This is a genomic window from Amycolatopsis solani (assembly GCF_033441515.1).
Classification (GTDB): domain Bacteria; phylum Actinomycetota; class Actinomycetes; order Mycobacteriales; family Pseudonocardiaceae; genus Amycolatopsis; species Amycolatopsis solani.
The window spans coordinates 166789-191912 of record NZ_JAWQJT010000004.1 but is presented as its reverse complement, the minus strand read 5'-3'; the positions used below and the strand labels follow the sequence as shown (position 1 = coordinate 191912).

Below are 25124 nucleotides of genomic sequence, written 5' to 3'. Positions count from 1 at the left end.
CGCCATGCAGCAGGGCGAGCTGTGCCGGATCACCGTGCACGGCCCGCAGGGCCGCGCCGACCTGGCCGTGCCGATGGGTGTTCCGGTGATGAGCCTGCTGCCGGTGCTGCTGCGGCACACCGGCGGCCACGAAGACGCCGGCGACTCGTGGGTCCTGCAGCGCCTCGGCGAGGCGCCGCTCGACCCGGCGGGCACGCCGGAGTCGCTGGACTGGAAGGAGGGGGAGGAGTTCCACCTCCGCCCCCGGCTGGACCCGTTGCCGGAGCTGGACTTCGACGACATCGCCGACGGCATGGCCACCGCCGTCAGCCGCCAGTCCGGCCGCTGGAAGCCCGAGTTCAACCGGTTCCTGTTCCTCGGCTTCGCCATCGCGGGCCTGCTGGTGCTGGCCCGGGTGCTGCTCTACCCGGGCGCGACGGGCCTGTCGGCCATCGGCTGCGCGGTCGTGGCGCTGGGCCTGCTGGTCGCGGCGATCGGCTCGGGGGTGCGGTCCGACGACACGGCGTTGATCACGCTGCTGGGCCTGGGCGGGTGCGGGTTCGCGTTCGTGGCGGGCTCGGTCGCCGTCGCGGGCCTCGGGCCGGCGTTCGACCTGCAGACCGCGCCGCTGCTGTCCGGCTGCCTCGCCTTCGGCCTGGCGGGTGGGGCGATGCTGGGCGGCCGGGCCGCGTGGGCGCGGGTCACGCCGTTCGTCCCGTTCGGGACCGTCGTGGCACTGGGCGGCGCCGGCGCGGTGACGCTGTGGCTGCACCACGGCCCGGAGTTCTCCCCGGTGCAGTCGGCCGCATTGGTGTCGGCCGTCCTCATCGGACTGCTGGTGTTCGCGCCGCGGATCGGCATCCGGTTCGCCCGCATCCGCGGCCCGCAGCTGCCGCGCACGGCCGACGAGCTGCAGTACGACATCGAGCCCGCACCGGCGGAGAAGATGGTCACGCAGACCGCGTACGCCGATGGGTACCTGACGATCGCCTGTGTCACCTCGGCGGTCGTGTTCGCCTGCTGCTTCCCGTTCCTGGTCGGCCAGGGCCTGTTCCCGGGCATCCTCGCCGGGCTGCTCGCCGCGGCCGTGCTGATGCGGTCCCGCAGCCTGCTGGGCGTGTGGCAGCGGGTGCCGCTGGCCGTCGCCGGTGCGCTCGGCCTGGTGCTGCTGGCGTTTTCGCTGATCGAGCCGCTGGCCCCGGACTGGCGAGGGGCGTCCGCGGCGGGCGTGGTGCTGGTGTTCTTCCTGCTGGTGCTGGCCATGCTGCGGCCCCCGCCGCGGCGTCTGCTGCCGATCTGGGGGCATCTGGCCAACTGGCTGGAGACGCTGAGCGCCGTCGCGATCCTCCCGATCCTGCTGCAGCTGTTCGGGACGTACGCGTGGGCCATCGGACTGACGGGCTGAAACCATGGTGCAGACGCAGAAAGACCACGTCGAGGCGTATTCATTCCTCATCGGACGGATGACCTCGGCCCTCGTGCTCGGCGACGCGAGCCACCTCGACGTGCCCGCCAAGCGCACCTGGACCGGCCTGCTGGTCGGCGCGGCGCTGGCCGTGCTCATCGTGCTGGGGTTCTTCGTGTTCGGCCTGATCGCCCACCACACCGGGCACGCCGTCCAGGCGCCGCCGCCGGTCCGCCGAGTCTGATCGGGGAGTCACCATGGATCTCTCGCTGACGCGCCGCCGCGGCGGCCCGGACACCGACCTGAGCCGGCAGACGGTCGGCAACGCGCTGGTCGTGCACCCCGCCACCGGCATGACGGAGGAGGCGCAGGCGCTCGCGCTGGGCGTCGCCGCCGACGCCGAGCACGACCTCGTCGTGGTCGACCTGCCGGTGGATTCGCCGATCTCGTTGTGGGAGTCGGTGGCAAAGGCACTGCCGCGGCGCCGTCGCGGGGTGCGCCTGGTCATCGGCGGGCGCTCGCGCGAGACGTCGGCACTGGCCGGCCAGTGGCTGGCCGAGCGGATCGGCCGTCCGGTGCTCGCCCCGGACGGTTCGGTGATCCCCAGCGCCGGCGGCGCCCTGTTCGTCCACAGTGGACGCGGCAGTGGCTGGGTCCGGTTCCAGCCGGGCCGGCCGCCGAAGTGGGAGGCGAAGCGCTTCCCGCGTCCCTCCTGGGATTCGGGCGTCACGTCCGAGCTGACGTCGACGAGCTCGCGCGGCGTGGCCGAGCCGTTGCCGGGCGGTCTCTGGATCCGCCCGGTGGGCGTCGACCGCCGGCTCGGTCACCACCGCTCGGCGCTGATCCGCGGCCTGCCGGCGCTGCCGGACACGATGACGATCGTCCTCGGCTGCCCGGGCTGCCCGCCCCTGACGATGGACGACGCGGCGCGGCTGTGGATGCGCCTGCCGGAGCCCGTGCGCCACCAGGCCCGCTTCGTCCAGTACGGCCCGATGTCGGTGCCCGCCGGGAAGACGCTCGGGCAGGCGCTGGCGGATCTGCTGGACCGCGAGATCGGGTGCTACAGCGGAATCCCGATCGGGACCCCGCACGACCTCGACGTGTGGACGGTGCGGTACGACGGCAGCCTCGGCTGGGCACCGTTCGTTCGCGAACTGGCGTACGTCCCGGGGCAGCCGCTGCCGCGGGTGCTGGACCACCGCTCGCCGATCTCCGGGCTGAAGGAGCTCGAGCCCGCGGTGTACTGGTACTCCCCGGACGCGGTGCTGGAGGTCGTCCAGTCGGGTCTCCTGCTGCGCCCGCCGTCGGCCGGCCCGACCGCGGAGGCGCTGCGCGGGGTCACGCTGGACACGACGGTGCACAACCTGACCTACGACGCCCCGTCCGACGCGGTCGAGCGCATGCGCTTCCTGGCCGAGGACGTCCTGGCCCGGCTCGACGACCACACCCGCCGCCTCAGCCGCATCCTCCCGGCATCGGCACTGCTGGCGGAGCGAGCCAGGGCGGCGACCCCGCGGCGCGCGCAGGCCCAGCTCGAGGCCCCGCCGCTGAAGACCATCTCGGAGCGGTTGGACCCGGGTGCGGTGGTCGCTTCGTCGCCGGTCACGATCACGACGGCCGCTCCGGCGCGGGTCGCTCCGGCTGGCGCGGAGCTGGGCGTCGCGACGGTTTCCGACGGGCCGGTCACCACGCCGCCCGCCCGGGTGGACTCCGGCACCGCCGCCACCGCGCGGCCCGAAGCTCCGGCGGTCCCGCTCCCGCCACCAGCGGTCCCGCCCGCGGGCCTCCGGGCGGCGGGTACGGCGGTTTCGGGGGGTGCGGTGCCGCCGTCCGAGGTCACCGGGAGCACGGCGACGGATCTTCCGGCCGGCGAGACCACGCCCCGGCCTCTGGAGGCTCCGCCGGCGGACGGTGGTGCTGTTCCTACGCCGCCGCCGGCGGTGCCGCCGGCCGGTGTCGTCGGTGGTCCGGATGGTGCCGGCCCCGGCCCGGCGAATGCGCCCGGCGGTGCGGGTGCCGTTCCCACGCCCCCGCCGGCCGTGCCGCTCGCCGGTTCGGCCGAGGTGAATCCCGGCCCGGCGATTCCGCACGCCGGCGCGCCCGCAAGTGCCGTCTCCGCACCCCCGCCGACGGTCCCGCCCGCCCCCGCGGCGAAGCCCCCAACCAGCCAAGACGCGAGCACCCCCGAGACCCCGCCGTCCGCGGCCTCGCCCCTCGAGGTCGCGGGCGGCGGTACCAGCCAAGCCCGGCTGCAGCCCACCCCCGCCGCCGAAGCCGCCGCCCTCGTGCCCCAGCGCGGAGTCGACAAGGAACGCGAGTGGCTTCGCAAGTCCCTCGGCGCCGAATACGGCCTGATGTCCAACGCCGCCGCGCGGATCCTCTCCGAACACCCCGGTTTCCAGGGTGCGCTCGCCGCGTCGCCGGCCGATGTGCTCACCGATGCCGTCGCCGTGCAGCTCTACCTCTCGGCCAAGGGCGCGGCCGTCGACGCCGGGCTGCGGGCCGGGCGCAGCGGGCCGCACGTGCCGATCGCGCGCTGCGTCGTCGCCGGGCTCGGGCGGCTGCCCTCGCACCGGGGGCCCGCGAGCTTCACGACCAGCCCGACCGCCGCGCAGTGGGCGCTCTACCGGACCCGGAAAGTGCTCACCGAGTGGGGTTTCCTGCACACCACGACCACCCCGATGTCCACATCGGACGGTGACACCGACATCCTCGTCTGGTCGGTCACCGCCCGCCGGACGAAGCTGCTGGAACCGGACGACAGCGTCGCCAACCGCGCGCTCTTCGTGCCGGGCACCAGCTTCAAGATCCTCGAAATCACCGAACCCACCGGCACCGAACGCGGCCTGGTGCTGCTGCGGGAACTGACCGTGAGCGAGGTGGACGAGACCGGCCGGGTCGCCGCCGACCGGATCTCGCTCGACGAACTGGCGCTCGAGTCGCTGCGGCGCGAACTCGAGACGTGGGCCGAGACGGACGGCCGCACACCGATCGCGACGGCGGCCGCCGCGCGGTTCGGCGTCGTGCCGGGGCTGGTGTGAGGGAGAGGCGGAACTGATGAACCGACAGGTGCTCACGGTCGGCGGCGAAGGCGGCCACCCCACGATCGGTGCCGCGCTCGCACTGGCTCAGCCCGGCGCCACGATCACCGTCCACTCCGGACGCTACGAGGAGAACCTCGTCGTCGACCGCATGGTCTCGCTGGTCGCGGAGGGCGACGTCGAGATCGTCGCGCGCGAAGGCAGCGTCCTGGTGGCCAACGCCGAAGCCGTCCAGCTGCGCGGCTTCACCCTCACCGGGCAGGACGGCAAGCTCGTCGCGGTCGACGTCGTCCGCGGCGAGGCCGCCCTCGACGGCTGCCGCGTCACCGGCGCCTCCTGGGCGACGCTCCTCGCCCGCCTCCAAGGCTCCCTCGCCCTGCGCGGCTGCGCGGTGACCAGCACCGCCGGGGCCGGGATCGTCATCGCGTCGCCGGCGCAGAGCACCATCGAGGACACCGAAATCGCCGGCACGGCGTCCTCGGGCGTCGTCGTCGCGGAGGTCGGCTCGGTCGTGCTGCGCCGGTGCGCCGTCCGGCAGCCGAAGGGCAACGGCGTGTGCGTCAACGGCGAGGCCGTCGCCGTGGTCGAGCAGTGCGAGATCACCGGCGCCGAGAAGCCGGCGATGGTCGTCGAGCAGCAGGGCCGGGCCACCATCACCGGCCTGACCGTGCGCGACAGCGCGAACGTCGACCTGTACCTGACTTCTGAAGGCCGGGTGTCCGTTGTGGACTCCCGGTTCCTGGCGGCGCCGATGCAGGCCGTGCACGTCGCCGCGTCGGCCGCGCCGGTGCTGCGCGAATGCGTGTTCGCCGGTGCGGAGCGCAACGCCGTGCAGGTCACCGGCAACGCGTCGCCGCACTTCGTGGACTGCACGTTCGAGGAATCGCAGGTCGTGATCTTGGCCGACGGCGAGGCCGCGCCGAACTTCGAACGCGCGACCGTGCGGGACGCGTCCCGGACCGGCGTGCTCGCCACCGCCGACGCGAAGGTCCGCATCGCCGGGCTCCGGCTCGCCGGCCGGGGCATCGTCCTTTCCGGACAGTCCCGGCTGGACCTGATGGACGCGTCGGTCGAGACCGGACGCGAGATCGCCGTCGAGGTCACCGAATCGTCGTGGCTGAACGGGACCGATCTCCACGTGCGGGGCAGCGGGTTCCGGATCACCGCCACGGCGGAGCTGCAGGACTGCGAGATCGCCGACGAGGTCGTGGTCGCACCCGGCGCCACGCTCACCGCGTCGCGCTGTCGCGTGCGCGACGGCATCTCGGCCGAAGACGGCGCGAACGTCACGCTCACCGAATGCGAGACCGACGGCGCGACGCCCGTCGAGCCCGAGGTGTCGCCGGCGGCACCCGAGCCCGGCGCCGGCGACGCGTCGGGCGAGGTGCTCGACGGCCCGCTCGGCGAATTGGAGTCGCTGGTCGGCCTGGCGGGGGTGAAGAAGGAGGTCACCGGCCTGATCAACCTCATCCGGATGTCCCAGATGCGGGAGCGGATGGGGCTGCCGATGCCCCCGATGAGCCGGCATCTCGTCTTCGCGGGCCCGCCCGGCACCGGCAAGACGACGGTCGCGCGGCTCTACGGCACGGTGCTCGCGGAGCTGGGCATCCTCTCGAAGGGCCACATGGTCGAGGTCGCGCGGCAGGACCTCGTCGGCCAGTACATCGGCTCGACGGCGATCAAGACCACCGAGGTCGTCGAGAAGGCCATCGGCGGCGTGCTGTTCATCGACGAGGCGTACACGCTGTCGGCGGGCTCCGGCGGCTCCGGGCCGGACTTCGGCCAGGAGGCCATCGACGCGCTGATGAAGATCATGGAGGACCAGCGCGACTCGCTCGTCGTGATCGTCGCCGGCTACTCCGAGCAGATGGACGTCTTCCTGGAGTCCAACCCAGGTCTGGCTTCACGCTTCACGCGGACCATCGAGTTCCCGAACTACAGCGTCGACGAGCTGGTCACCATCACCACCGGCTTGACCCGCAAGCACTACTACGAGCTGACCGACGACGCGCTGACGACGCTGCGCGAGTACTTCGAGCGGGTGCCGAAGAACTCGACGTTCGGCAACGGCCGCGTCGCGCGGAAGCTGTTCGAGGCCATGGTGAACAACCAGGCGTCGCGCCTGGCGCTGCAGCCGCCGTCGAAGGACTCGGAGCTCAACCGGCTGACCGCCGAGGACCTGCGGGCGGAGCTCGCGAACCTGCCCGCGGCGGTGCAGGCGGCGGTGTCGGTGGGCACCGACCCGGCCGCCGCCGTCGGCGCGGCGGACAGCGTGCACCGGCTGCGCCGGCTCGTCGGCCAGAAGACGGTCCGGGAGCACGCCGAACGCCTGCTCGTCCGGCTCGGCGGGCTCAAGCACGGCCGTCAGCCGCTCGGCCAGGAAGCCAACGTCGTGCTCAGCGGCGAGCGCGGCTCGGGCCGGGCGGAGTTCGCGCGGCTGTACGCGCGGGGGCTCGCCGAACTGGGGCTGGTCGGCGTCGGCCAGCTCGTCCGGCGATCGGTCGCCGAGGACCTGCTGCCGCGCTGGCCAGGGCAGGCCGAACACCTGGTCCGCACCGCGCTGGACGACGCGCGCGGCGGCGTGCTCGTGCTCGATTTGGACGGTGAGTGGGAGTCCACAGTGCACACTTCCGGCCACGAAGTCCTGGAGGCACTTGCTGAAACGGTCGGCCGCCGGCCCGCGGACCCGGTCGTCGTCCTGACGGGCGAACCGCGTCGCGTTCGGACACTCGCCGGGCTGGTGCCGTCACTGCGGGACCGGTTCCCGGCGGTCTGGGAACTGGGGGAGTACACAGTGGACGAACTCGGCGAGATCGCCGTGCGGCTGCTCGTCCGAGGTGGCCACGAGGTCCCCGGCGACGTCCGCGACGCACTGGCGCACGAGCTCGCGGCGGCGTCGGATCGGACGGTGCACGCCGCGCACGAGCTCGCCCGCACGCTGTCGGCCACGGCGGCGTCCCGCACGCTGGCCGCGGCGGACCTGCGCGCCGTCCGCCCGCCGGACGTCGAGCCGCTCGCCCTCGGGCAGGGCCTGGCCTCGGTCGGCTGAAGGAGGAATCATGGCATCGCCCTACGAAAAGATGCTGGAGGACGCGCTCGGCGCGTACCAGCGCCAGCGTGAAAACCTCACCGCGGCCAAGGAACGGATCGACGAGGCCACCGGCACGGCGACGTCCGCGCGCCGCGAGGTGACCGCGACCGTCGGCCGCACCGGCGAGGTCACCGAGCTGACGTTCCCGACGAGCGCGTACAAGCGGATGGCGCCGGTCGAGCTGGCCGGGGTGATCGTCCGGACCATCGCACAGGCGCGGCAGCAGGCGATCGACGCGTCCGCCGAACAGCTCGCGCCGATGCTGCCGCCGGGGTTCTCCGCGCAGGACCTGATGGCCGGAAAGGTCGACGTCCAAGCGTTGTTCGCCGCCCGCGTGCCGGGCTTCGAAGGAAGGACCGAGGATGACTGACCAGTTCTTCGTGGACGCCGACGGGCTGGACACCGGCCGCAACGGCTACCGCGAGAAGGCGACCGAGCTGGAGGCGCTCATGCAGCGCATCCAGGCGCTCGGCAGCTCCGGCCGCGTCTCCGAAGCGGCGGGCCACGACAAGAACGGCAACGCGTTCGCCGAGACGCACATGAAGGCGGTGGCCGAGATCCGCGACGGCGTTCGGCTGTGGGCGAAGGCCGTCGACGGCACGTCCGACGCGATCGGTGACATGGCCGGCTCGTTCCGCGAGGCCGACCAGGGAGCGTTCGACATGGCGCGCGACCTGCAGAAGAGCTTCCTGCAGCTGCAGGAAGACGTCACGAAGCCGCCGACGGCCTAGGTTTCCGGAGCCCGCGATGAGCCTGATGGTGGATCCCAGCCTGAACTGGATCTTCTACATCATCGCGGGTGACGCCTGGCCGCAGGGCGACGAGGACAAGCTCCGCGAGCTGGCCGCCGAGTGGGACCAGGTCGCCCGCGACATCGCGGCGGCGGGCCAGGGGTTCAACCGGCTCTCGCAGCACGTGACGGCGAACGTCGGCGGCGACGTCCAGCACAACTTCTCGGAGTTCTCGCGGAACCTGAGCACGTTGGGCGCGGACTACGTCCAGCGCGCGACCGCGCAGGCGGCGTCGCTGCGGGAGCAGGCGCTGAACATCGAGAACGCCAAGTACGGCATGCTGATCTCGATCGCCGTGACGGCCGCGGAAGTGTTGTGGGCGTTGACGAACCCGTTCACGGCCCCGCTGGTCCCGGAGATCATGGCGGCGGGCCGGACCGCGGTGGTGACGGTGCAGCGCACGCTCGTCCAGCGCCTGACGAGCCTGCTGGCCCGCATCGCCCGCGAGGCGGCGCAGGAAGCGGCCGAAGAGGTCGCGGAGGACATGCTGGCGCAGATCATCCAGATCGCCCAGGGCAACCGGCACGGGGTCGACTGGAAGTCGATCGGCCAGTCGGCGGCCCTGGGCGCGGTGGGTGGCGCGTTCGCCCACGGGCTGGGCAAGGGCCTGGGCAAGGTCGACGGCCAGTTCGGCACGAAGTTCTCGAAGAACGTGTGGGGCGAGGCGGGCAACGAAGCGGCTACGGAGGTGGTGGTCGGTCTCACTGGGGCGGCGGCTTTCGGTGGTGATCTGGACAGTTTGGGTTGGGGGGCGCTGAACGGCGGGTTGAGCGGGGCGGCCACGCATGGGGCGCACAAGGCTGGGGAGTCGCTGCACGACAAGTTGACTGGGGGCGGGGCGGGTGACGCGGGGCCGAAGGATGTGGGGGACGTCGGGTTCGACAAGGGTGTTGTTGGTCCGATCGACGCGCCGTCGGCACCTGGGGCCGGCGGGTCTGGACGTGGGGTGAGCGGGGCGGGCGGCGGTAGGGGTTCGGGAGGGGCGGGGGCCGGTTCGGCCGGGGCGGGTTCTGGTGCCGGCGGTTCCGGCTCGGCTGAGGCGGGTTCCGGTGCCGGTGGTTCGGGGGCTGGTGGTTCTGGTTCAGCAGGCACGGGGGCCGGTGCCGGTGGTCCCGGTTCGGCTGGAGTGGGTTCCGGTGCTGGTGGTTCGGGTGCTGGTGGTTCCGGTTCGGCCGGCGCGGGGGGCGGTGTTGGTGGTTCCGGTTCGGCTGGGGCGGGTTCGGCCGGCACGGGGGCCGATGCTGGGGGTTCCGGCTCGAACGGGGCCGGCGCAGGTGCGGGAGCCGGTGACCAGGGTGCCGGCTCCCAGGGTGCCGGCGCGGGGACCGGCGGCCCGGGTACGAACGGAGCGGGCTCTGGCGCCGAGACGGGTTCCGGTGGACCGACTTCGGGCGGGGCGAGCAACGGAGGAGCCGGGCTGGCGGCCGGCTCCGGTTCGGCTGGAGCGGGTTCCGGTGCGAACGGCCAGGGAACCGGCGCGGGGCCGGGTGGCGCGAACGTCGGTTCCGGGGCGCAGGGTTCGAACGAGGCAGAGACGGGCGCCGGCCCGTTGGCTCCCGGCCAGTCCGGTGCCCCGGGCACCACGGGACCGGGTGCCCAAGTCGGCTCGGGCGGCTATGACAGCGGCGCCGGTCAGTCCGCCGCGGGTGGTACCGGCTCTGCTGTGGCCGGGACGGGTGCGGGGGTTGGTCTGCCGGGTTCGAGTGGAACTGGTGCTGGTGAGGCGACCTCGGGTGGCGCTGGCTCTGCGATGGCTGGGACGGGCGCCGGGGTTGGTCAGCCAGGTTCGGGTGGAACCGGCGCCGGTCAGTCCGGGTCGGATGGTGCCGGTACCGGGCCTGGTGAATCCGCCTCGGGCCCTGGTCGTGAGCTCGGCACGGGTGCCGGGCCCGGTCAGCCGGGTCCGGGCGGAACCAGTATCGGTGCGCCGGGGTCGGTGGGGACTGGTGCCGGGCTTGGCGGTCCGGGTTCGGCCGGGGCCAGCACCGGGCCTGGGACCAGTGGCACCGGTTCGGCCGGGACAGGTCCAGGCACCGCCGGGCCGGGGCGAGGCGTCGGTGACTCCGGTGCGGGACTTGGCTCGACAGGCTCCAGAGGCGCCGCCGTCACGGCCGGTGGTCTCAACGGGACCGTGGGAGCCAGTGCCGGTACCTCGACCGGCGGAGCCGGCAACGGCCACCCCTCTGCCCACGGCGGTCCGGGCAACGGCGCGGTCGATCAGGGTGTCGGCGCACCTTCCACCGGCACCGGTTCCGGGGCGCACGGTCCGGGCGCCGGCCCCGCGTCCGGCCTGGGCACGGGCGGCTCGAGCGCCGTGACGCCCGTCGAAGCTCCGGGCATCGGCTCCCCGGACCGGCACGGCACGGCGGACCAGCCCGGCACGGCTGCCGGCGTGCGCCCGCCGGCGGTTGGGGACGCCGGGGCCACTCCGGGGCCGAGCGCCGGCAAGGCGGACACCGGGGCGGGCACCAACTCCGCCGCCGGTGGTCCTGTGCTTGGTACGAACCGGCCCGGGGACGGCTCGTCCGGGGCCGGGACGAACGGCGGTCCGGCCACCACCGGCGACAAGTCCACCACCGGGGATGGCCCACGGGGATCGTCCCCGGACGGGGCCGCGGACCGTGCTCGGCCCGGCACGAACGTCTCGACGCCGGCACCGCCTCCGGTGGCGGGCAGCGTCGGCGGGGTGACCGTGACCGGCTCGCCGACCACCCCCCAGCCGAACGCGACCAGCGACGACGCCACGGTGAACGTTCCCCCGGCCGGTGCGGAGCGGGGCGCGATCGATGCCGGTCCGCAGCCGACGAGTGCGACCAACCCCGGGCCGAGCAGTATGGTGACCAATCCTGGTTCGGTGCCGGTGATCGGGGCGGGCAGGACTAACGCCGGCTCGCTGCCTGCGGCCGGGACGAGTTCGGTCGACGCCGGGCCGGGCGACTTCGGTCCGCAGCCGATGAGCGTGACCAACCCCGGGCCGAGCAGCGGGAGGACCAACCCCGGTTCGGTGCCGGTGACCGGGGCGGGCAGGACCACGGCCGGCTCGCTGCCTGCGGCCGGGACGAGTTCGGTCGACGCCGGGCCGGGCGACTTCGGTCCGCAGCCGATGAGTGCGACCAACCCCGTGCCGAGCAGCGGGGCGACCAACCCTAGTCCGCAGCCGGCGGGCTCGGTGAAGGCCGGTGTGGAGCCGATGGCCGAGACCGGGTCGGGTAAGGCCGATACCGGTGCCGCGATGCCGAGTCAGCGCCCCGCCACCCCGATCAAGACCGACTCCGCGCTCCCAGTGAGCACTCCGCGCCACGTCCCGGCCGCGGCGCCGGCGGTCGACGGCGGGAAGGCCCACCAAACGGCTGGGCAGCCGGACGCGCCGAAGAAAACCGACACCAGCCGACGGGACACCGCGCCGCCCGCGCGGCTCGTCTCCGAACGCTTCGATCCCGCCAAGTCCATTGCCCAGCAGTTCGAGAACGGCGGCTTCAAGGACGGCGAACTCGACGGCGCCGTCACCCAGATCCGCTACGACGTCCGCCGGTACGAAACCGCCGATGGTGGCTGGGTGCGGGACTTCACCGTCCCGCTCGACCTGACCTCGAACTCCGGCTCGGTGACGCCCGAAAGCCGCGCGCAGCTCGCGCGGGACCTGCAAGAACACCTCGACGCCACCGTCAACCGGGGCAACCGGCTGCCCGGCGGCGACGTGCTGCACGTCACCGTCGACGTCAAAACTCCACAAGGGACAGTCGACGACGACTGGCGCACCGACCACCGGCGCGGTGTTCCGGTCGACGTCCACGACTCCACTGTGGACGGCAAGCGGCCGACCGACCAGACGCACTGGGACGTCCACGACGCCAAGACCGGCCTCACCCACGAGGTCATGCACTACCTCGGCCTCGGCGAGGGCTACCACGACGACCACCTGCTCTTCCACCGCGCCGACCAGCCCGGCGTCATGGGACCCGACGCGTGGACCGACTCGACGCTCACCGAGCAGAACCTCGCCAAACTCCAGGAGATCTCGGACACCGCGCCGATCCGTGATCACTACCGAAACGACCCCGGCGTCACGCCCGCGCCGCGCCCCGAACCGCCGTCGGGGCAACCGAAGCCGCCGTCCGCCCACCAGTATCCGGCCAAGGCGCCCGTCACCGTCAACACCGTCCGGATCGACGACCCGCACCCCGGTCAGGTGCTCGACCGCAGCGTCCTGCCGCCGCCGCAGCACACCTTGCTCGGTGTGCACGGCATGGACCCCGTGTTCGTCGACGGGGGCACGCCGCATGACAACTTCCGTGAAGCCGTCGCCGCCAGCCTGTCCGACAACGCGCCGAACGAGCACGCCCGCATCACCGCGGCCCTCGACGCTCACCGGGGCGAAACCGACTTCGACGCTCTCGCCGAGGCCGCCGACGTGCACGTCCACGTCCTGGACAGCAACGGAAACTGGACCAGCCACGGTCCGGAGACCGGCCGGCCGGTCCACATCGTCCGAACTGAGGTCGACGGAAAGCAGGCCTACCTCGGCACCAAAGAGAACGTCCACATCGGACGTCCACAAGTGAGCTACCCCGGCTCCACGGTCCTGCGCACCGAAGAAGGACGCAAGGTCGTCCATCGCGGCGAGTTCGAGATCGAGACGATCAAGGGGCAGCACCACGTCCGCCTCTACACCGCGATCCTGACCCCGGCCGCGCGCGGGTCGGAGTTCAAGGACGTCCACCAGGACGCCGACGGTACCGTTCACCCGTTCAGCGGGGACGGCAAAGAGGGTTCGAAGATCTTCTGGGTCGGTGGCGGCCGCCCGCTGCGGGCGCTGCAGTGGACCGCGAAGTACGAGCACGACGTCAACCGCAAGCCGGGGATGCAGCCGGTCCTGCGGTCGTTCCTCGTGCCGATCGACACGTTCACCAAGATCAGCGAGCAGGCCACCGTCGAGGCGCGGTCGCAGGGCAACAGCCTCTCGATGAACGTCGACCAGAACGGCGACACGAACCAGTTCGGGTTGCGCGGCCGGGATTTCGACGCGCTCCAGCACCAAGCGCTCAAGGGTTCCCTCGTCACGTACACCCCGGGCGGGCACGACTACCAGCTGCCGGACGTCGCGGGCCGCCAAGAAGACCTCGCCGACCTCTACCACCGGCTCGGCCTCCGCCCGGACTTCGACTCCGCCGCGCTCGGCCGCGAGAACGACCCGTGGTTCAGCTGGACGCCGGACGGCCGCAAGTACTTCCGCAACGACCCCGCCGCGCTGCGCGGACTCGCCCGGACGCTCGGAAACCACTACCACACCTGGAAGAACTCACCGGAGTCGTTCTTCAGCCCGGCCGCGGACAGCATTCCCGACGTCGTCACCAAGGAAGCCGCGGACAGCAAGCCGCGGCGCACCGAGGACATGAACGTCTTCCTCAACACCCACGGTCCCGGCCGCGCCACCGTCGGGCAGCTCGCCGACGGCATCGGCGCCGCCATCGACACCGCCGTTCACCAGCACGCTACGAACGGCGTCCCCGTGGGCTCGAAGGAGCTGAAGGACACGATCCTGAGCGAGGTCAAGGACAGCCTCAAGCTCCCGAACCAGGTCCTCGCCGAGGCCACGCCGAACGCCCGGCGCGACACCCTCGAGAACATCCGCGCCGCGATGGACGCCGATCCGCAGGTCCCGGCGAAAGCCGCGGACATCGTCACGAAGGCCGTGACCGACCGCCTGACCGGCGAACTCGGCGACACCGGAACGTTCGGGCCGGACGTCGCCAAGATCGTCCACCAGGTCGTCCGCGCGCACTTCGACGGGCTCAAGGGTGACCCCGGTACCCGGCTCGACCAGGTCCCGCAGGGCAAACGCGGGTACCTGAGCGGCAAGCGCGCCGAAGCCTTCACCAAGGGGATCGCCGACGACCTCACGAAGAACCCGGACCTCAAGACGCTGCTCGCCAAGCCGGGCGTCACCATCGCCCCGGACGTCTTCGCCGCGCAGCTCAAGGCCCAGGTCGTGCCCAAGGCGATGCACCCGGTCACCAAGACGTCGCTGGTCGGCCTCGACGCCGACGCCCTGCGCGCGCACTTCCAGGCCAAGCAGAACGACGTCGCGGACGCGCTCGCCAAGGAGCTGGCCCGCAAGAACGCGGGCAAGCTCGCCGACCCCGGCTTCCGGAAGAACCTCGCGGCCGCCGTCGGCCCGGAGGTGCGCGACCCGGACCTGCTGAAGAACGCCCGGTTCGACCCCGTCACCCACGAAGACGCCGACGCCTTCATGGACCGGCTGCCCGACTTCGCGACGCAGGCCGAGATCGGCGCGGCCATCGCCACCGACGAGCGCCGGATCAAGGCCGACTTCGACACCCGCGAAACCGACCTGGCCGACCACGGCATCGAGGGCACGCCGTTCGCGAACGAGTTCGGCCGCTGGCAGGCCGAGCACACCCTCGGCTACACGCAGAAGAACGACCCGGCGGTGTTCGCCCGGCACCAGGAGGCGGGCCGCGACCTCACCTCGGCCATCCACGACGAGCTGGCCGACCCAAACCCGCGGTCCGCCAAGAAGATCCTGGACCGGCTCGTGTCCAGTGTGGACGAGCCGGCCGCGCGCAAGTTCGCCGAGACCGTCAAGCCGCAAGCCGACGGCCGCCCGGACCGCGCGCCGGGCCAGAGCAAGCCGAACACCTTCGGCGAGCACGCGCAGATGGTGCTCAACCAGTACCTCAAGCTCACCCAAGGCCAGCCGGACGCCGGGCGGTTCGTCTCGCGGGACGCGATCGCGAAGGCGATCCTCTTCCACGACGCCGACAAGGTGAACTCGAAGAACCAGTACGGCGACGCCCAGGTCAGCCACGACCGCGAGCCCGAGCACCGCGGCGCGGTCAAGCAGATGAACCGCCACGAAGGACTGTGGGCGAACCAGCGCGACTTCGAGATCGCCCGCCAGTTCGTCGACTCCGACCCGTTCGGCTTCTACTTCCGTGACCTGGGCGTGTCCGCAAAGGACGTTCACGACTTCGTCAAGGCACTCGCGCACCAGGCGAAGACGCCCGACGGCCGGACGCCGAGCGCGTCCGACGTCCGTGACCTGTTCCGCGAGTTCCACCAGTACTACCAGGCGGACTTCTCCTCCTACAGCCCGCAGGCGAAGTTCGTCAACGACACCACGGGCGAAGTCCAGAGCGGCTACGACAAGCTGACCGGCCTGGCCGTCGAGCACGGCGACCACGTCAAGGTCCCGGGCGAGCACCGGTTCGCCTACTCGAACGAACCCCGCGACGGCGGGAAGACGCCGTACGAACAGAAGTACCAGGAACTGGCCAAGCTCTTCGACGACGCCGTGCACGACGGGAGCGTGCTGGTCGGGGACGCCGATCCCGGCCCCGACGGCACCGACCGGGACTCGGCGCGCGGGGTCCGGGCCGTGCACGAGACGAACCCGCAGGCCAAGCCGACCGTGCTGGCCCGCGTCAAGCCGCGCGAGTTCAGCGAGAACGAGACCCGCGCGATCGACGACGCCCTGAAGCACTACGCGCCGATCCTCGGCGAGCGCCGGGCGACCTCCAGCCGGGCGCACGCCGAGCAGGAGGTCAGGCACTTCGCGGCCGTGTCGTTCGGCGTCGAACGCGGCCAGATCGCGCCGACCGCCCGCGCGGAGTACCTCGCCTCCCACCAGACCGTGAACCTCTACGCGATGGGCGTGATCAACAAGGAGTTCGGCGGCGGCCACCGCGGGATCGAAGGCACGGTCACCCACGAACTCGCCCACGGCCTGCTTTCCTACGCCCTCGACGACTACGGCAAGCACGTCGGCAGCTGGCACCCCGACGGCTCGCCGCACCGCAAGCCCGGCGGCGAAGCGCCGGCCGACCCGAAGATCCGCGACGACGTCGCCGACTTCAAGGCCGCCCTCAAGTCGCACCTGCTGGACCCGGCCGGGTTCGCGACGCGCTCGCCGCGCCGTTCGGAGTTCGTGACCCGGCTGGCGCAGGCCAACCCGGACGTCTTCACCCGGCTCGAGAACGAGCTGTCCGGCAAGGCGGCCGAACGGATCTTCAAGGAAGTGAAGGGAAGCCAGGCCGAGTTCAACGTCCACACCGGACACTGGGACGCCGACGGTTACCCCGCGTTCGACGGCGAGCGCCCGATCAGCAAGTACGGCGCGACCAACGTCCACGAGGACATGGCCGAGACGGCCAAGTACTACTTCCTGGACCGGGACCACCTCCGGCAGCACGCGCCGCGGCGCGCCGAGTTCTTCGACCGGCTCGTCGCCGGCTGGGACCCGGCGCACCGCGACGACGTCCTGGTCGACGACGCGCCGGACACCCGGCCCCTCCAGGCCCGGCTGCCCGAGTACGCGCGCGACGGCCGGGCGCTCGGTGCCCTCGCCCCGGTCGACGTCCGGGGTGCCGAGCAGGTCGGCGCGCGGATCGAGCAGCTGCTGCGCCCGCTGGCCGACGGTCGTCCCGAGGGCGTCGACGCCATCACCGCGTCCCTGAAGGGCGGCGGCTTCGAGTCGTTCCTCGGCCAGGGCAAGGCGTCGATGGTGCGGGTGGGGGAGAAGTGGTTCGAGGTCCGGGTCCAGGCTGAGCCGAACCTCGCCGCGGACCGGATCACCGACGCCACCCCCGCGGCCGGCGACGTCACGAACAAGAACGAGACCACGCACGGCGACCCGAACGCCGACACGACGACCGGCAGTATCGCCACGTCCGCGTTCTGGCTGTTCCCGGCCGGGCCCTACGCCTCGGTCGGCGTGTCGGCCCAGCTCGCGTCGCCTGCGATCGAGCACACCTCGACCAGCACCGGCACCGAGCAGCGGGTGATCCGCTCCGCCGGTGACCTGCACCGCGCCGACGTCCCGGTGAAGTACCGGATCACCGTCACCACCCCGACCGGTGGACAGACCGGGTCCGAAGTGGACGGTAGCGTCCGACTCCTCGTACCGACCGACCTCGCCGGGCTGGAGACGCACGACACCCCGGACGCGATCCCGCGCGACGACTGGGCCGAACGCGTCGAGTTCCTCGCCCCGGAGGCCGTGCTGCTCGACGAGCAGGCATTCTTCGACCAGGTCAGCGGCAAGCTGCACCCGTCGGTGACGAAGTTCGGCGCGCCGGGCCGCACGGCGTTGCGCGACTTCGTCAGCGGCGCCGGCCTGCGGCAGGTGCTCGGCACCGCGCTGTCCGGGTCACCGGTGGTGTCGAACGACCTGTTCAGCCCGCACGGGAGCTACCGCGAGGCCGTCGAACTGCGGGCGAAGCCGACCGGCGTCGAACTGCTCGGCACCGTGCCCGGCGACTCCGAGGTGAAGCTCACCGACTCCGCCGTCAGCGGCGGGAGCACCGCGGCGGCGTCGAAGTCCGGCGGCGAAATCAGCGGGATCTTCGGTGGCGGCGCCTACATCCCCGGGGCCACGGGCGGGGTCGCGGGCGTCAGCGCGAGCGCGTCGGCGAAGGTCACGCAGACCTCGCAGAGCGGCACGAGCGGCACCACCAAGACGAACCTGAACGCCAAGGGCGACATCGGGCTGTACAAGGTGACCGTCGACCTCGCGGTGACGACGTCCAGCGGTGAAACCGTCACCGTGCCCGCGACCGCGTATGTCCGAATGGGACTGCCGGAAGCGAAAGCGCAGGGCTTGCCGGTGCCGGACGGCACCCGCGACAAGGTGACGCCGGGGGAGAAGCGGTTCGAGCCGCCGTACCTCGCCGCCGCCGCGGCGGCCGGGCACGTCCGCGCGGGCACCTTCACGCCGGCGACGAAGGTGCAGGCCCAGATCGAGACCGCGCTGCGCGAACGCCCGGGCTTCGCGAAGTTCCTCCCGCGGTTCGACAAGTTCCAGCGCGATGTCTCGAAGGGCTCCGGTGCCGATGCCGCCGAGCGCCTCGGCAACCTCCGCAAGCTCACCGCGAACTTCTCGCCCGCCGCGCTGCGGTCCAAGATGGACGATCTGCTCGGGCCGGGCGTGTCGACGCAGCTCAAGCGCCGCGGGCTCTTCACCGACGAGTACCTCAGCGTCACGGTCAAGGCGAAGCTGTCGCCGGGCCGCCACCTCGGCCAGGCCACCGGTCGCTCGGTCAAGGGCAGCACCGTCAGCTCGCCCACGTTGACCAGCAGCACCACGATCGAGAAGGGCTGGAGCGTCGGCCTCGAGGGCCGGATGATGATCCCGAACACGACGCCGTTGACGTCGCTGGGCATCAGCCCGACCGTCACGCCGGTGCAGTACTCCGACACCACGACGTGGAAGAACTCCGGCGGGCCGACCACGACGGTGACCACCGGCATCGGCGGCAGCCCGGACGCGCAGGTCTTCGCGCACGACGTCGAGTTCGAAGTCGAGATCACCAGCCACACCCGCCACCGCCCGTGGGTGAAGAAGCTGACGCCCGGCTCGCCCTTCCGCCAGACGCCGCGAGTGTCCACAGTGGCCAAAACCGGTGCCGGCCTGCCGAAGATCTCCGGTCAGGTCGACCTCTGGGTCAGCGACGGCTCGGCGCCCAAGGCCGATCCGGCGCGGTTCGCCCCCGGGAAGCCGTCGGTCACCGACCTCGAAACTGCGCCGAAGCTGGACGTGCTGCTCGGGGCCGCCCGGCCGCCCGCCCCGAAGTTCCTGCACGTCGAAGCCGTCGCGAACACCGAGGCGCTTCGGGATGAGGCCGTCCGGCAGCTCGAGCGGGCCGCGGGCGGCGACGGCGTCCTCGGCCTGCCCGGCGGCGAGGCCCGCAAGCGGATCGACCGGATGTTCACCCCGCAGGCGTTCCGCTCCGGCCTGCCGCGGTTCCTCCGCCAGGGCGCGCGCTCGGGCGGGTTCCGCTACGAACGCCGGGTCGCCGACCGCGTCGGCGGGCTCGGGATGAACGTCGGGCTGAGCAACCCGAAGCTCGTGCTGACGTCGGAAGCGGGCGGCAGCGACACGACGTACGCCGGCGGCGCCAAGGCGGGCTCCGAGAAGTCCCGCAAGCAGGCGGTCGAGGCCAACGTCCAGTTCGGCATGACCATCCGGCCCGACGGCGGCGACCCGCACGGCCAGGGCCAGCTCTACACCTCGGCCAAGTGGAGCCCGTGGAGCCGCACGAAGGGCTCGTCGGCCGAACTGAGCGCGAGCGTCGACCACGTCCGCCGCGCGTCCTCGGACAGCCGGACCGTGCTCGTGCAGTACGACGCCGACGTGCGGCTCGTCGCCGAGACGCGGCAGGAGAGCATCGTCAACGGCGGCAAGTCGCGCGCCGGGGCGGACGTCAAGCTGCCGGGCGCGGTGTTCGTCCGGATGACCGAGGACCAGGCTCGCGAGCAGGGCCTGCTGCCGCCGGTCGAGCCGCGGACCCCGGCGCCGGGCACGCTCACCGCGCCCGCGCTGGTCGGCGGCACGTCCAGCGCGCTGGGCGTGGCCGTCGTCGAGGACGCGCCGGACCTGAGCGGCCTGATCCGGGACACGCGCGCGTCGCTCGGCAAGACCGGCGAGGCGTTGCTGCCGAAGTCCGTGCTCGACGACTCGATGAACAACCTGCAGCGGATGCTGGACACGGCGTCCCCGGAGAGCGTCACGTCTCTTGTGGACGGTGCGCTCGACGGCGGCGTGCCGCTGGTCCTGCACGACCCGGGCGTCGTCACCACCGACACTTATCAGGTGCTGCTGAAGGCGCGCGTCACCGAAACCGAATTCCTGGACGTCGCCCACGACGGCAGCGAGATCGACCACGCCCTCACCGCGACCTCGACGGCCAAGGAGACCGCGGGCCACGGGTCGTCCTACGGCGGCCAGGTTCGCGGCGCCGGCCGCGGTTTGTTCTCCGACAGCCACCCGAAGGTCAGCGGCTACGACGGTGTCTACAAGGGAGTGTCCGGCACCCGGACCAAGAGTGACCAGACGACCGCGACCGGGACGAAGACGACGTCGAAAACGGCGTCGTCGAGCGGGCCCTCGGTGCGGTACCGCGCGCGGATGACCTTCGAGCTGGTCGTCACGCGCGGCGGCAAGACGTTCCCGGTCACGTCGCAGGACGCCGATGTCGTGGTCCGGGCGGCGGCCGACGACCAGAAGATCAGCACCGGTCCGGCCTCGACGGACCACAACGCGGCGGCGACGAACGTCAAGGCCTTCACCGACGCCGACCTCAGGACCTGGCAGGACGGCGGCCACGGTGCCCTGCCGCCGTCGGCGACGACCGAAGGCCTGCGCGGCGCCGCCGAGGTGCGCGCCGCCGCCCGGCAGGCACTGCGGACCGCCGGGGCCCGCGACGGCCTGCTCGACACGACCACCCTCGCGCCCGCCCTCACCAACGAGATGCTTCAAGCCCACCTGCCCGAGCTGGTCAAGGGCCCGCTGCACGTCCCCGAGCTGCACGAGGCCGCCGTGCTGCGGTCCGGCCACGGCACGGTGAAGGTGTACGCGCGGGTCGTCAACCCGAAGCTCACCGGGCTCAGCGACAGCGTGAAACTGGAGCACTCGGCCACCGAGACGGCGAGCTTCACCGGCGAGGCCAAGGCGTCGTCCAGTTCCGAACAGCAGCACAACCTCGGCGGTGGCGGCATCACGGACACCGCGCAGAACGCGCACTCGTGGGGCGGCCTCGACACGCGCTCGCCCGACCCGACCACCGAGCCGACGTCGTCGACGTCGGCCGGGGACCCGTCGGTGACCGGCAAGCCGAAGGGCCGCACCGGGCTGGTCGGCTTCGACGTCGAGTACCGCGTGGTCGCCGACCTCGGCGGCGGGCGGACCGCGGCCGTCGAGGTGAAGGTGCCGTCGTCGGCGCTGGTCCGGATGACCGACGCCGATGTCGAGGCGTTCCTGAAGACGAAGCTGCCGGACACCCTGAGCCAGGCCCAGGACGCGGTGAAGGACGCCGCCGAGGCGTGGCGGACCGCCGAAGAGGCCGTCGACCAGGCTCAGCGCCGCGCCGACGACCGCTGGCTCGACCAGCAGGAGGGCTCGCGGAAGCTGACCGAAGACGGCCCGGCGCTCGGCGTCGACACCTCGGGCGACGCCGTGCGGGCACTACGGGACGCGCTGGCCGTGGCGGAAACCGACGCGCGGGACGCGGGCGCGCGACTGCGGGCGGGCAACGCGGAAATCTCCCGGCTGAACGACGTCGCCGATCAGGCGCTGACCCTCGCCGCGGCCGCCGAACCCGGCTCGGCCGAGCAGCGCGGGTTCCTCGGCACGCGCGGCAAGGCCCTGGAAGACGCGGCCGCGGTCCGGGCCGAGCAGCCCGAGCTGACCCGGGCGCGCGGCGCCGCCCAGGACCGCGCCGAACGTCTCGCCGCCGTGCTCGACGACCACCGCAACGACCGCGCCGACCAGGTTTCCCGCCGCGAGGCCGCGCTCGACGAGGTCGCCGAAGCCCGCCGCCGGGCCGACGAAGCCCGGCAGGCCTGGTGGGACGCCAAGCGCGAGCTGGACCGGCGGCTCGACGCGTTCGACCCGTCCACTGTGGACGCCGTGCTGGCGCAGGACACCGTCACCGGTCTCGACACCGGGACCGGCCTGCCGTACGACTTCGACGTCTCGCAGATCGAGGCCCGCCCGGTCACCGACCGGTCCGGCCGGGTCGTCGCGGTGTCGTTCCTGCCCGCCGCCGAGCACACCGCGGACATCGAACGCGACTGGGCGGACGACCACGCGGACACCGTCGGCTCGCTGCCCGAAGGCGCGACGCCGGAGCGGACCACGCGGCTGCTCCGGGACGGCGCGAAACCGGACCTGCACGGTCGCGCGTTCGGAGAATGGGCGACGCAGGCCCCGGCGCCGTGGGATTCGAGCACGTTGTTCGTCATGGCCCACGGCCGGCCGCAGTCGGTGAAGCTCACGCTGCTCGGCGGGCGCACCGTGCGGGTCGACGGCGCCGCGTTCGCCAAGATCCTCGCCGCGTCGAAACCGTTCGCACAGGCGGCAGGGTCCGCGCGGCCGTCGGTCACGCTCATCGCTTGCAGCACCGGCAAGCTCGACGGCCCGGGCGGCGTCGCCCACGACTTCCAGCGCGCGCTGGCCGACCTGGGTGGCCCGCTGCGGGTGCACGCGCCCACCGAGCCGGCGCTGTTCGGCCGTCCGTCGGCGACGCTCGGCCAGGCGACCGGCGCCGCCCGCGGCTTCACGACCGTGACCGACGGCGGGCACTTCGCGACCTTCGGCCCGCGGTTCACCGGCGAACCGGCCGACCGGCCGGGGACGTCGGTCGAGTTCGACGCGCCCGTCGCGACCCCGCTGCTGGACTCCGCCGGCGAGGTCCGCGGGGTGAGCTTCCTCGAACCGGCCGAGGCGGCGAAGGTGCAGGCCTGGCTTTCGCAGACCACGGGGGAGAACCTCCTCGTCGAGGCGGAGCCGGACGAGATGCGCGAGTTCGCCGCCGGCACGCGGCCGTCGTTGCGCGGCCGGGGCCCGGGGGAGGGCGGCGTGCTGGTCCGCGCGCCGTGGGCGGACGAACTGGCGCGGGGGAAGACATTCCTCGTCACCGGGCACGGCGAGGAGACCCGAACGAAGGTCTTCGCCGACGTCGACGGCGAACGGCGCGCGGTGTTCGTCGACGGAACCACGCTCGCTCGCTTGGTCACGGCGTCCCCGGCTTTCGTTGCGACACAACCGGAATCGGTGACGCTGTTCCCGTGCGCGGCCGGGCGCCGTCCCGGACCGGGCGGGGTCGCGCACGACTTCCACGCGGCCTTCGGCGGCCCGGTGCACGCGGCGACGGACTCGGTGCTCGCCAACCGCCGCGGGCCCGGCGAACCCTCGGCGCCGCTGTTCGGCGCCACCGACGACGCGTTCACGGCCGTCGTCCGCGGCGGGCACTGGACGACCTTCGGGCAGCCCGTCGACGGCGGCGCGGTCGTTGACGAGCTGGCCGGCGCCGTGGCCAAGGACTGGCGGTACGCGCGTCCGGAACCCGCCGCGGGACCGGTGCCGCTGGCCGACCGCGCCCGGACCCTCGAGGTGGTGCGGGAAGCCGTCGCGACGACGCTCGCCCTGCGCGATCCTGGGCCGGTGCTGGCTCAGCACGAGCGGCCGGACCTGATCCGGGCGGTCGTCGACCGGCACCTCGGGTACCGGGACGCCGACCTGGCGACCGGCGCGCGGGAACTGGCGCAGGCGGTGCTCGTGGCCGACACCGGCGAGGGCTCCCTGCCCGCCATCAGCCTTTCGGGGACCGGCGCCGGCGCCGTCGCGAAGACCCTGGCCGGACACCTCGGCGCGGCGCTCGCGCACGACGTCCTGGCGCGGGTGCCGGTGAAGATCCGCGGCGGCGAAGGGGGATACGTCGACATTTCCTTCGCTTCGACGCGGCTGCGGGTCGACCCGGCGGTCGGGGAGATCGTCGGGCGGCTCCGGGACGGCCTGCCGGTGGTGCGGCTGGACGCGGTCGCGGACGCCGTGGCTTCCCACGAGAATCCCGGTCTACTGTGGACGTCCGTGCTGGCCGCCATGGCGGGTTCACCCGACTTCGCCGGCGCCACCCACGTCGTCGACCGGAAGTTCGACGCGACGTCGGGGAAGTGGCGGCCGGTCGGGGTGTCCGTCCGGGACTTCTTCCCGGCGATGGGCAAGGGCGAGTGGCGGGACGGCCTCGTGTACCGGCCGCTGGGCCCGGGTGGGTCCGAAGTGGACACGGCCCGTGCGCTGGCGGAGTCCATTGTGGAGCACCTGGGCGACGGCTTGCCCGCGCCGGCCGTGCCCGGCGCCCTTGTGGCGGACGTCCAGGCGGAGCTGCGGGCGTTGACCCCGCCCGGGGTGGCGCCGTTCGTGCTCGACGGTGCGGCGGACCCGGCCGCCGCGGCCGGGCTCGCCGAGGAGTTCGCCCTCCTGCAGCTGCACGGCGTCACCGACGTCGTCACCGGCCGGGACGACGTCCTGGACATCGCGGCCCGAATCGCCGAGGGCCTGGACGTCGGCGCCGCGGCGGACGCCGTCGACGCGCTGGCCCGGCACGGCGCGCTGCGGCCGGGGCTGGTGACGGTCGCGCTGGACGCCGTCCTGGCCGCGCCGGACGCCGAGACCCGCGCCGGTGCGGTCGCGGCGGTGCTCGGGCAGCTGTCCGATGTGGAACTGCCGACCGGAGTCCTGCGCGAAGCCGTGCGCGGGGTGCTGGACGGGACAGCCCGCGTCGACGTCACTCGGCGGGCGCTGTGGCTGATGCGGCGGTTCCGGGTCACGAACCTCGCGTGGCTCTACCGGTGGCGGATCGCGGAAGGCGTGCGACGCTACCAGGAGCAGGAGAAGGCGGCGTCGGAACGATCGGCCCGGCTGACGGCCGCGGTGGGAGGACTGGGCGATGACGGCTGAGAAGTGGGTCCTGCTGATCGACCCGGCGTGGCGGCCGGAGCCGTCGGCCCCCGACCGCACCCACGTGGTCGGCGGCTGGCTCACCTCGGCGGACGGCTCGATCGGCGCGTTCGAGCCGAATCCCGCGTACGAGCCGTCGGGCCCGGACAGCCCGGCGGACCCCCTGGACGCGGTCTTGCGCCTGCTCGCGGCCGGTGACGCGGAGTTCGCCCAAGTGGCGTCGGTGTTCCGCCGGGCTCGCCCGGCGCTGGCCCTGGACGCGGCGGGCGCGCCCCTGACAGCGCCGTCACCGGACGGGGTGCCCTGCCTGCTGGCGGCGACGGCCCCCACCCACCGCGGCCGCGTCCGGACAGCGGGCTGGCGAGCGGTGGACGCGGCGGAGCTGGCGGAGCTGCTGGCCGAGCGGCCGGGCACGGACCTGCTGCTCAACCCGGGAGCCCCCGGCTGCACCCGGCTGCCCGCGCAGACCGTCCGGGATCTCACGCGCACCTGACCGCGGCACCTCGACGAGAAAGGCACTGCTTCGCACCTGGGCGGTAGGCGGTGTGGCGGCGGCGCA

9 protein-coding genes and 1 pseudogene are annotated in these 25124 nt (G+C 73.0%); 9 read left to right on the top strand and 1 reads right to left on the bottom strand.

Annotated elements, in window-relative coordinates:
- The first annotated feature begins 4 nt into the window (after nucleotides 1-4).
- From eccD to SD460_RS47105, 7 genes and pseudogenes are all read left to right on the top strand, one after another.
- Nucleotides 5-1384, top strand: coding sequence for a type VII secretion integral membrane protein EccD (eccD, locus tag SD460_RS44995; protein ID WP_318307819.1), 1380 nt, complete (start codon nucleotides 5-7; stop codon nucleotides 1382-1384).
- 4 nt (nucleotides 1385-1388) lie between these two features.
- Nucleotides 1389-1628: a type VII secretion protein EccB gene (locus tag SD460_RS44990; protein WP_290061682.1), complete on the top strand. Its 240-nt coding sequence runs from the start codon at nucleotides 1389-1391 to the stop codon at nucleotides 1626-1628.
- A 13-nt stretch (nucleotides 1629-1641) separates the two neighbouring features.
- Nucleotides 1642-4425: a hypothetical protein gene (locus SD460_RS44985; protein ID WP_318307732.1), complete on the top strand. Its 2784-nt coding sequence runs from the start codon at nucleotides 1642-1644 to the stop codon at nucleotides 4423-4425.
- A 16-nt stretch (nucleotides 4426-4441) separates the two neighbouring features.
- Nucleotides 4442-7474, top strand: coding sequence for a right-handed parallel beta-helix repeat-containing protein (locus tag SD460_RS44980; protein ID WP_318307731.1), 3033 nt, complete (start codon nucleotides 4442-4444; stop codon nucleotides 7472-7474).
- A gap of 10 nt (nucleotides 7475-7484) precedes the next feature.
- The gene (locus tag SD460_RS44975) at nucleotides 7485-7886 is read left to right on the top strand and encodes a YbaB/EbfC family nucleoid-associated protein (protein WP_318307730.1); all 402 of its coding nucleotides are present in this window, start codon (nucleotides 7485-7487) and stop codon (nucleotides 7884-7886) included.
- Nucleotides 7879-8247, top strand: a complete 369-nt coding sequence (locus SD460_RS44970) for a hypothetical protein (protein WP_290063094.1) — start codon at nucleotides 7879-7881, stop codon at nucleotides 8245-8247. The genes SD460_RS44975 and SD460_RS44970 overlap by 8 nt, the downstream gene beginning before the upstream one ends.
- Before the next feature lie 16 nt (nucleotides 8248-8263).
- Nucleotides 8264-8605 (top strand): annotated as a pseudogene (locus SD460_RS47105) (WXG100-like domain-containing protein); the annotation flags it as partial.
- Here the strand turns inward: SD460_RS47105 and SD460_RS44965 are convergent.
- Nucleotides 8509-8793, bottom strand: coding sequence for a hypothetical protein (locus SD460_RS44965; RefSeq protein WP_318307729.1), 285 nt, complete (start codon nucleotides 8791-8793; stop codon nucleotides 8509-8511). The pseudogene SD460_RS47105 and the gene SD460_RS44965 sit on opposite strands and share 97 nt — an antisense overlap.
- 2200 nt (nucleotides 8794-10993) lie before the next feature.
- Between SD460_RS44965 and SD460_RS44960 the strand changes: the two genes are divergently transcribed.
- On the top strand, nucleotides 10994-24565 hold the full coding sequence (locus SD460_RS44960; protein ID WP_318307728.1) for a hypothetical protein: 13572 nt from the start codon (nucleotides 10994-10996) through the stop codon (nucleotides 24563-24565).
- Entirely contained in the window at nucleotides 24555-25058 is a 504-nt protein-coding gene (locus tag SD460_RS44955) for a type VII secretion system-associated protein (protein ID WP_290051871.1), read from the top strand. Before SD460_RS44960 ends, SD460_RS44955 begins: the two co-directional genes overlap by 11 nt.
- Nucleotides 25059-25124 lie beyond the last annotated feature (66 nt).

What these genes read in the sequence shown, in the direction of transcription:
- eccD (WP_318307819.1), top strand. Translation starts at nt 5, where the DNA reads ATGCAGCAGGGCGAGCTGTGCCGGATCACCGTGCACGGCCCGCAGGGC.
- SD460_RS44990 (WP_290061682.1), top strand. Translation starts at nt 1,389, where the DNA reads ATGGTGCAGACGCAGAAAGACCACGTCGAGGCGTATTCATTCCTCATC.
- SD460_RS44985 (WP_318307732.1), top strand. Translation starts at nt 1,642, where the DNA reads ATGGATCTCTCGCTGACGCGCCGCCGCGGCGGCCCGGACACCGACCTG.
- SD460_RS44980 (WP_318307731.1), top strand. Translation starts at nt 4,442, where the DNA reads ATGAACCGACAGGTGCTCACGGTCGGCGGCGAAGGCGGCCACCCCACG.
- SD460_RS44975 (WP_318307730.1), top strand. Translation starts at nt 7,485, where the DNA reads ATGGCATCGCCCTACGAAAAGATGCTGGAGGACGCGCTCGGCGCGTAC.
- SD460_RS44970 (WP_290063094.1), top strand. Translation starts at nt 7,879, where the DNA reads ATGACTGACCAGTTCTTCGTGGACGCCGACGGGCTGGACACCGGCCGC.
- SD460_RS44965 (WP_318307729.1), bottom strand. Translation starts at nt 8,793, where the DNA reads ATGTCCTCCGCGACCTCTTCGGCCGCTTCCTGCGCCGCCTCGCGGGCG.
- SD460_RS44955 (WP_290051871.1), top strand. Translation starts at nt 24,555, where the DNA reads ATGACGGCTGAGAAGTGGGTCCTGCTGATCGACCCGGCGTGGCGGCCG.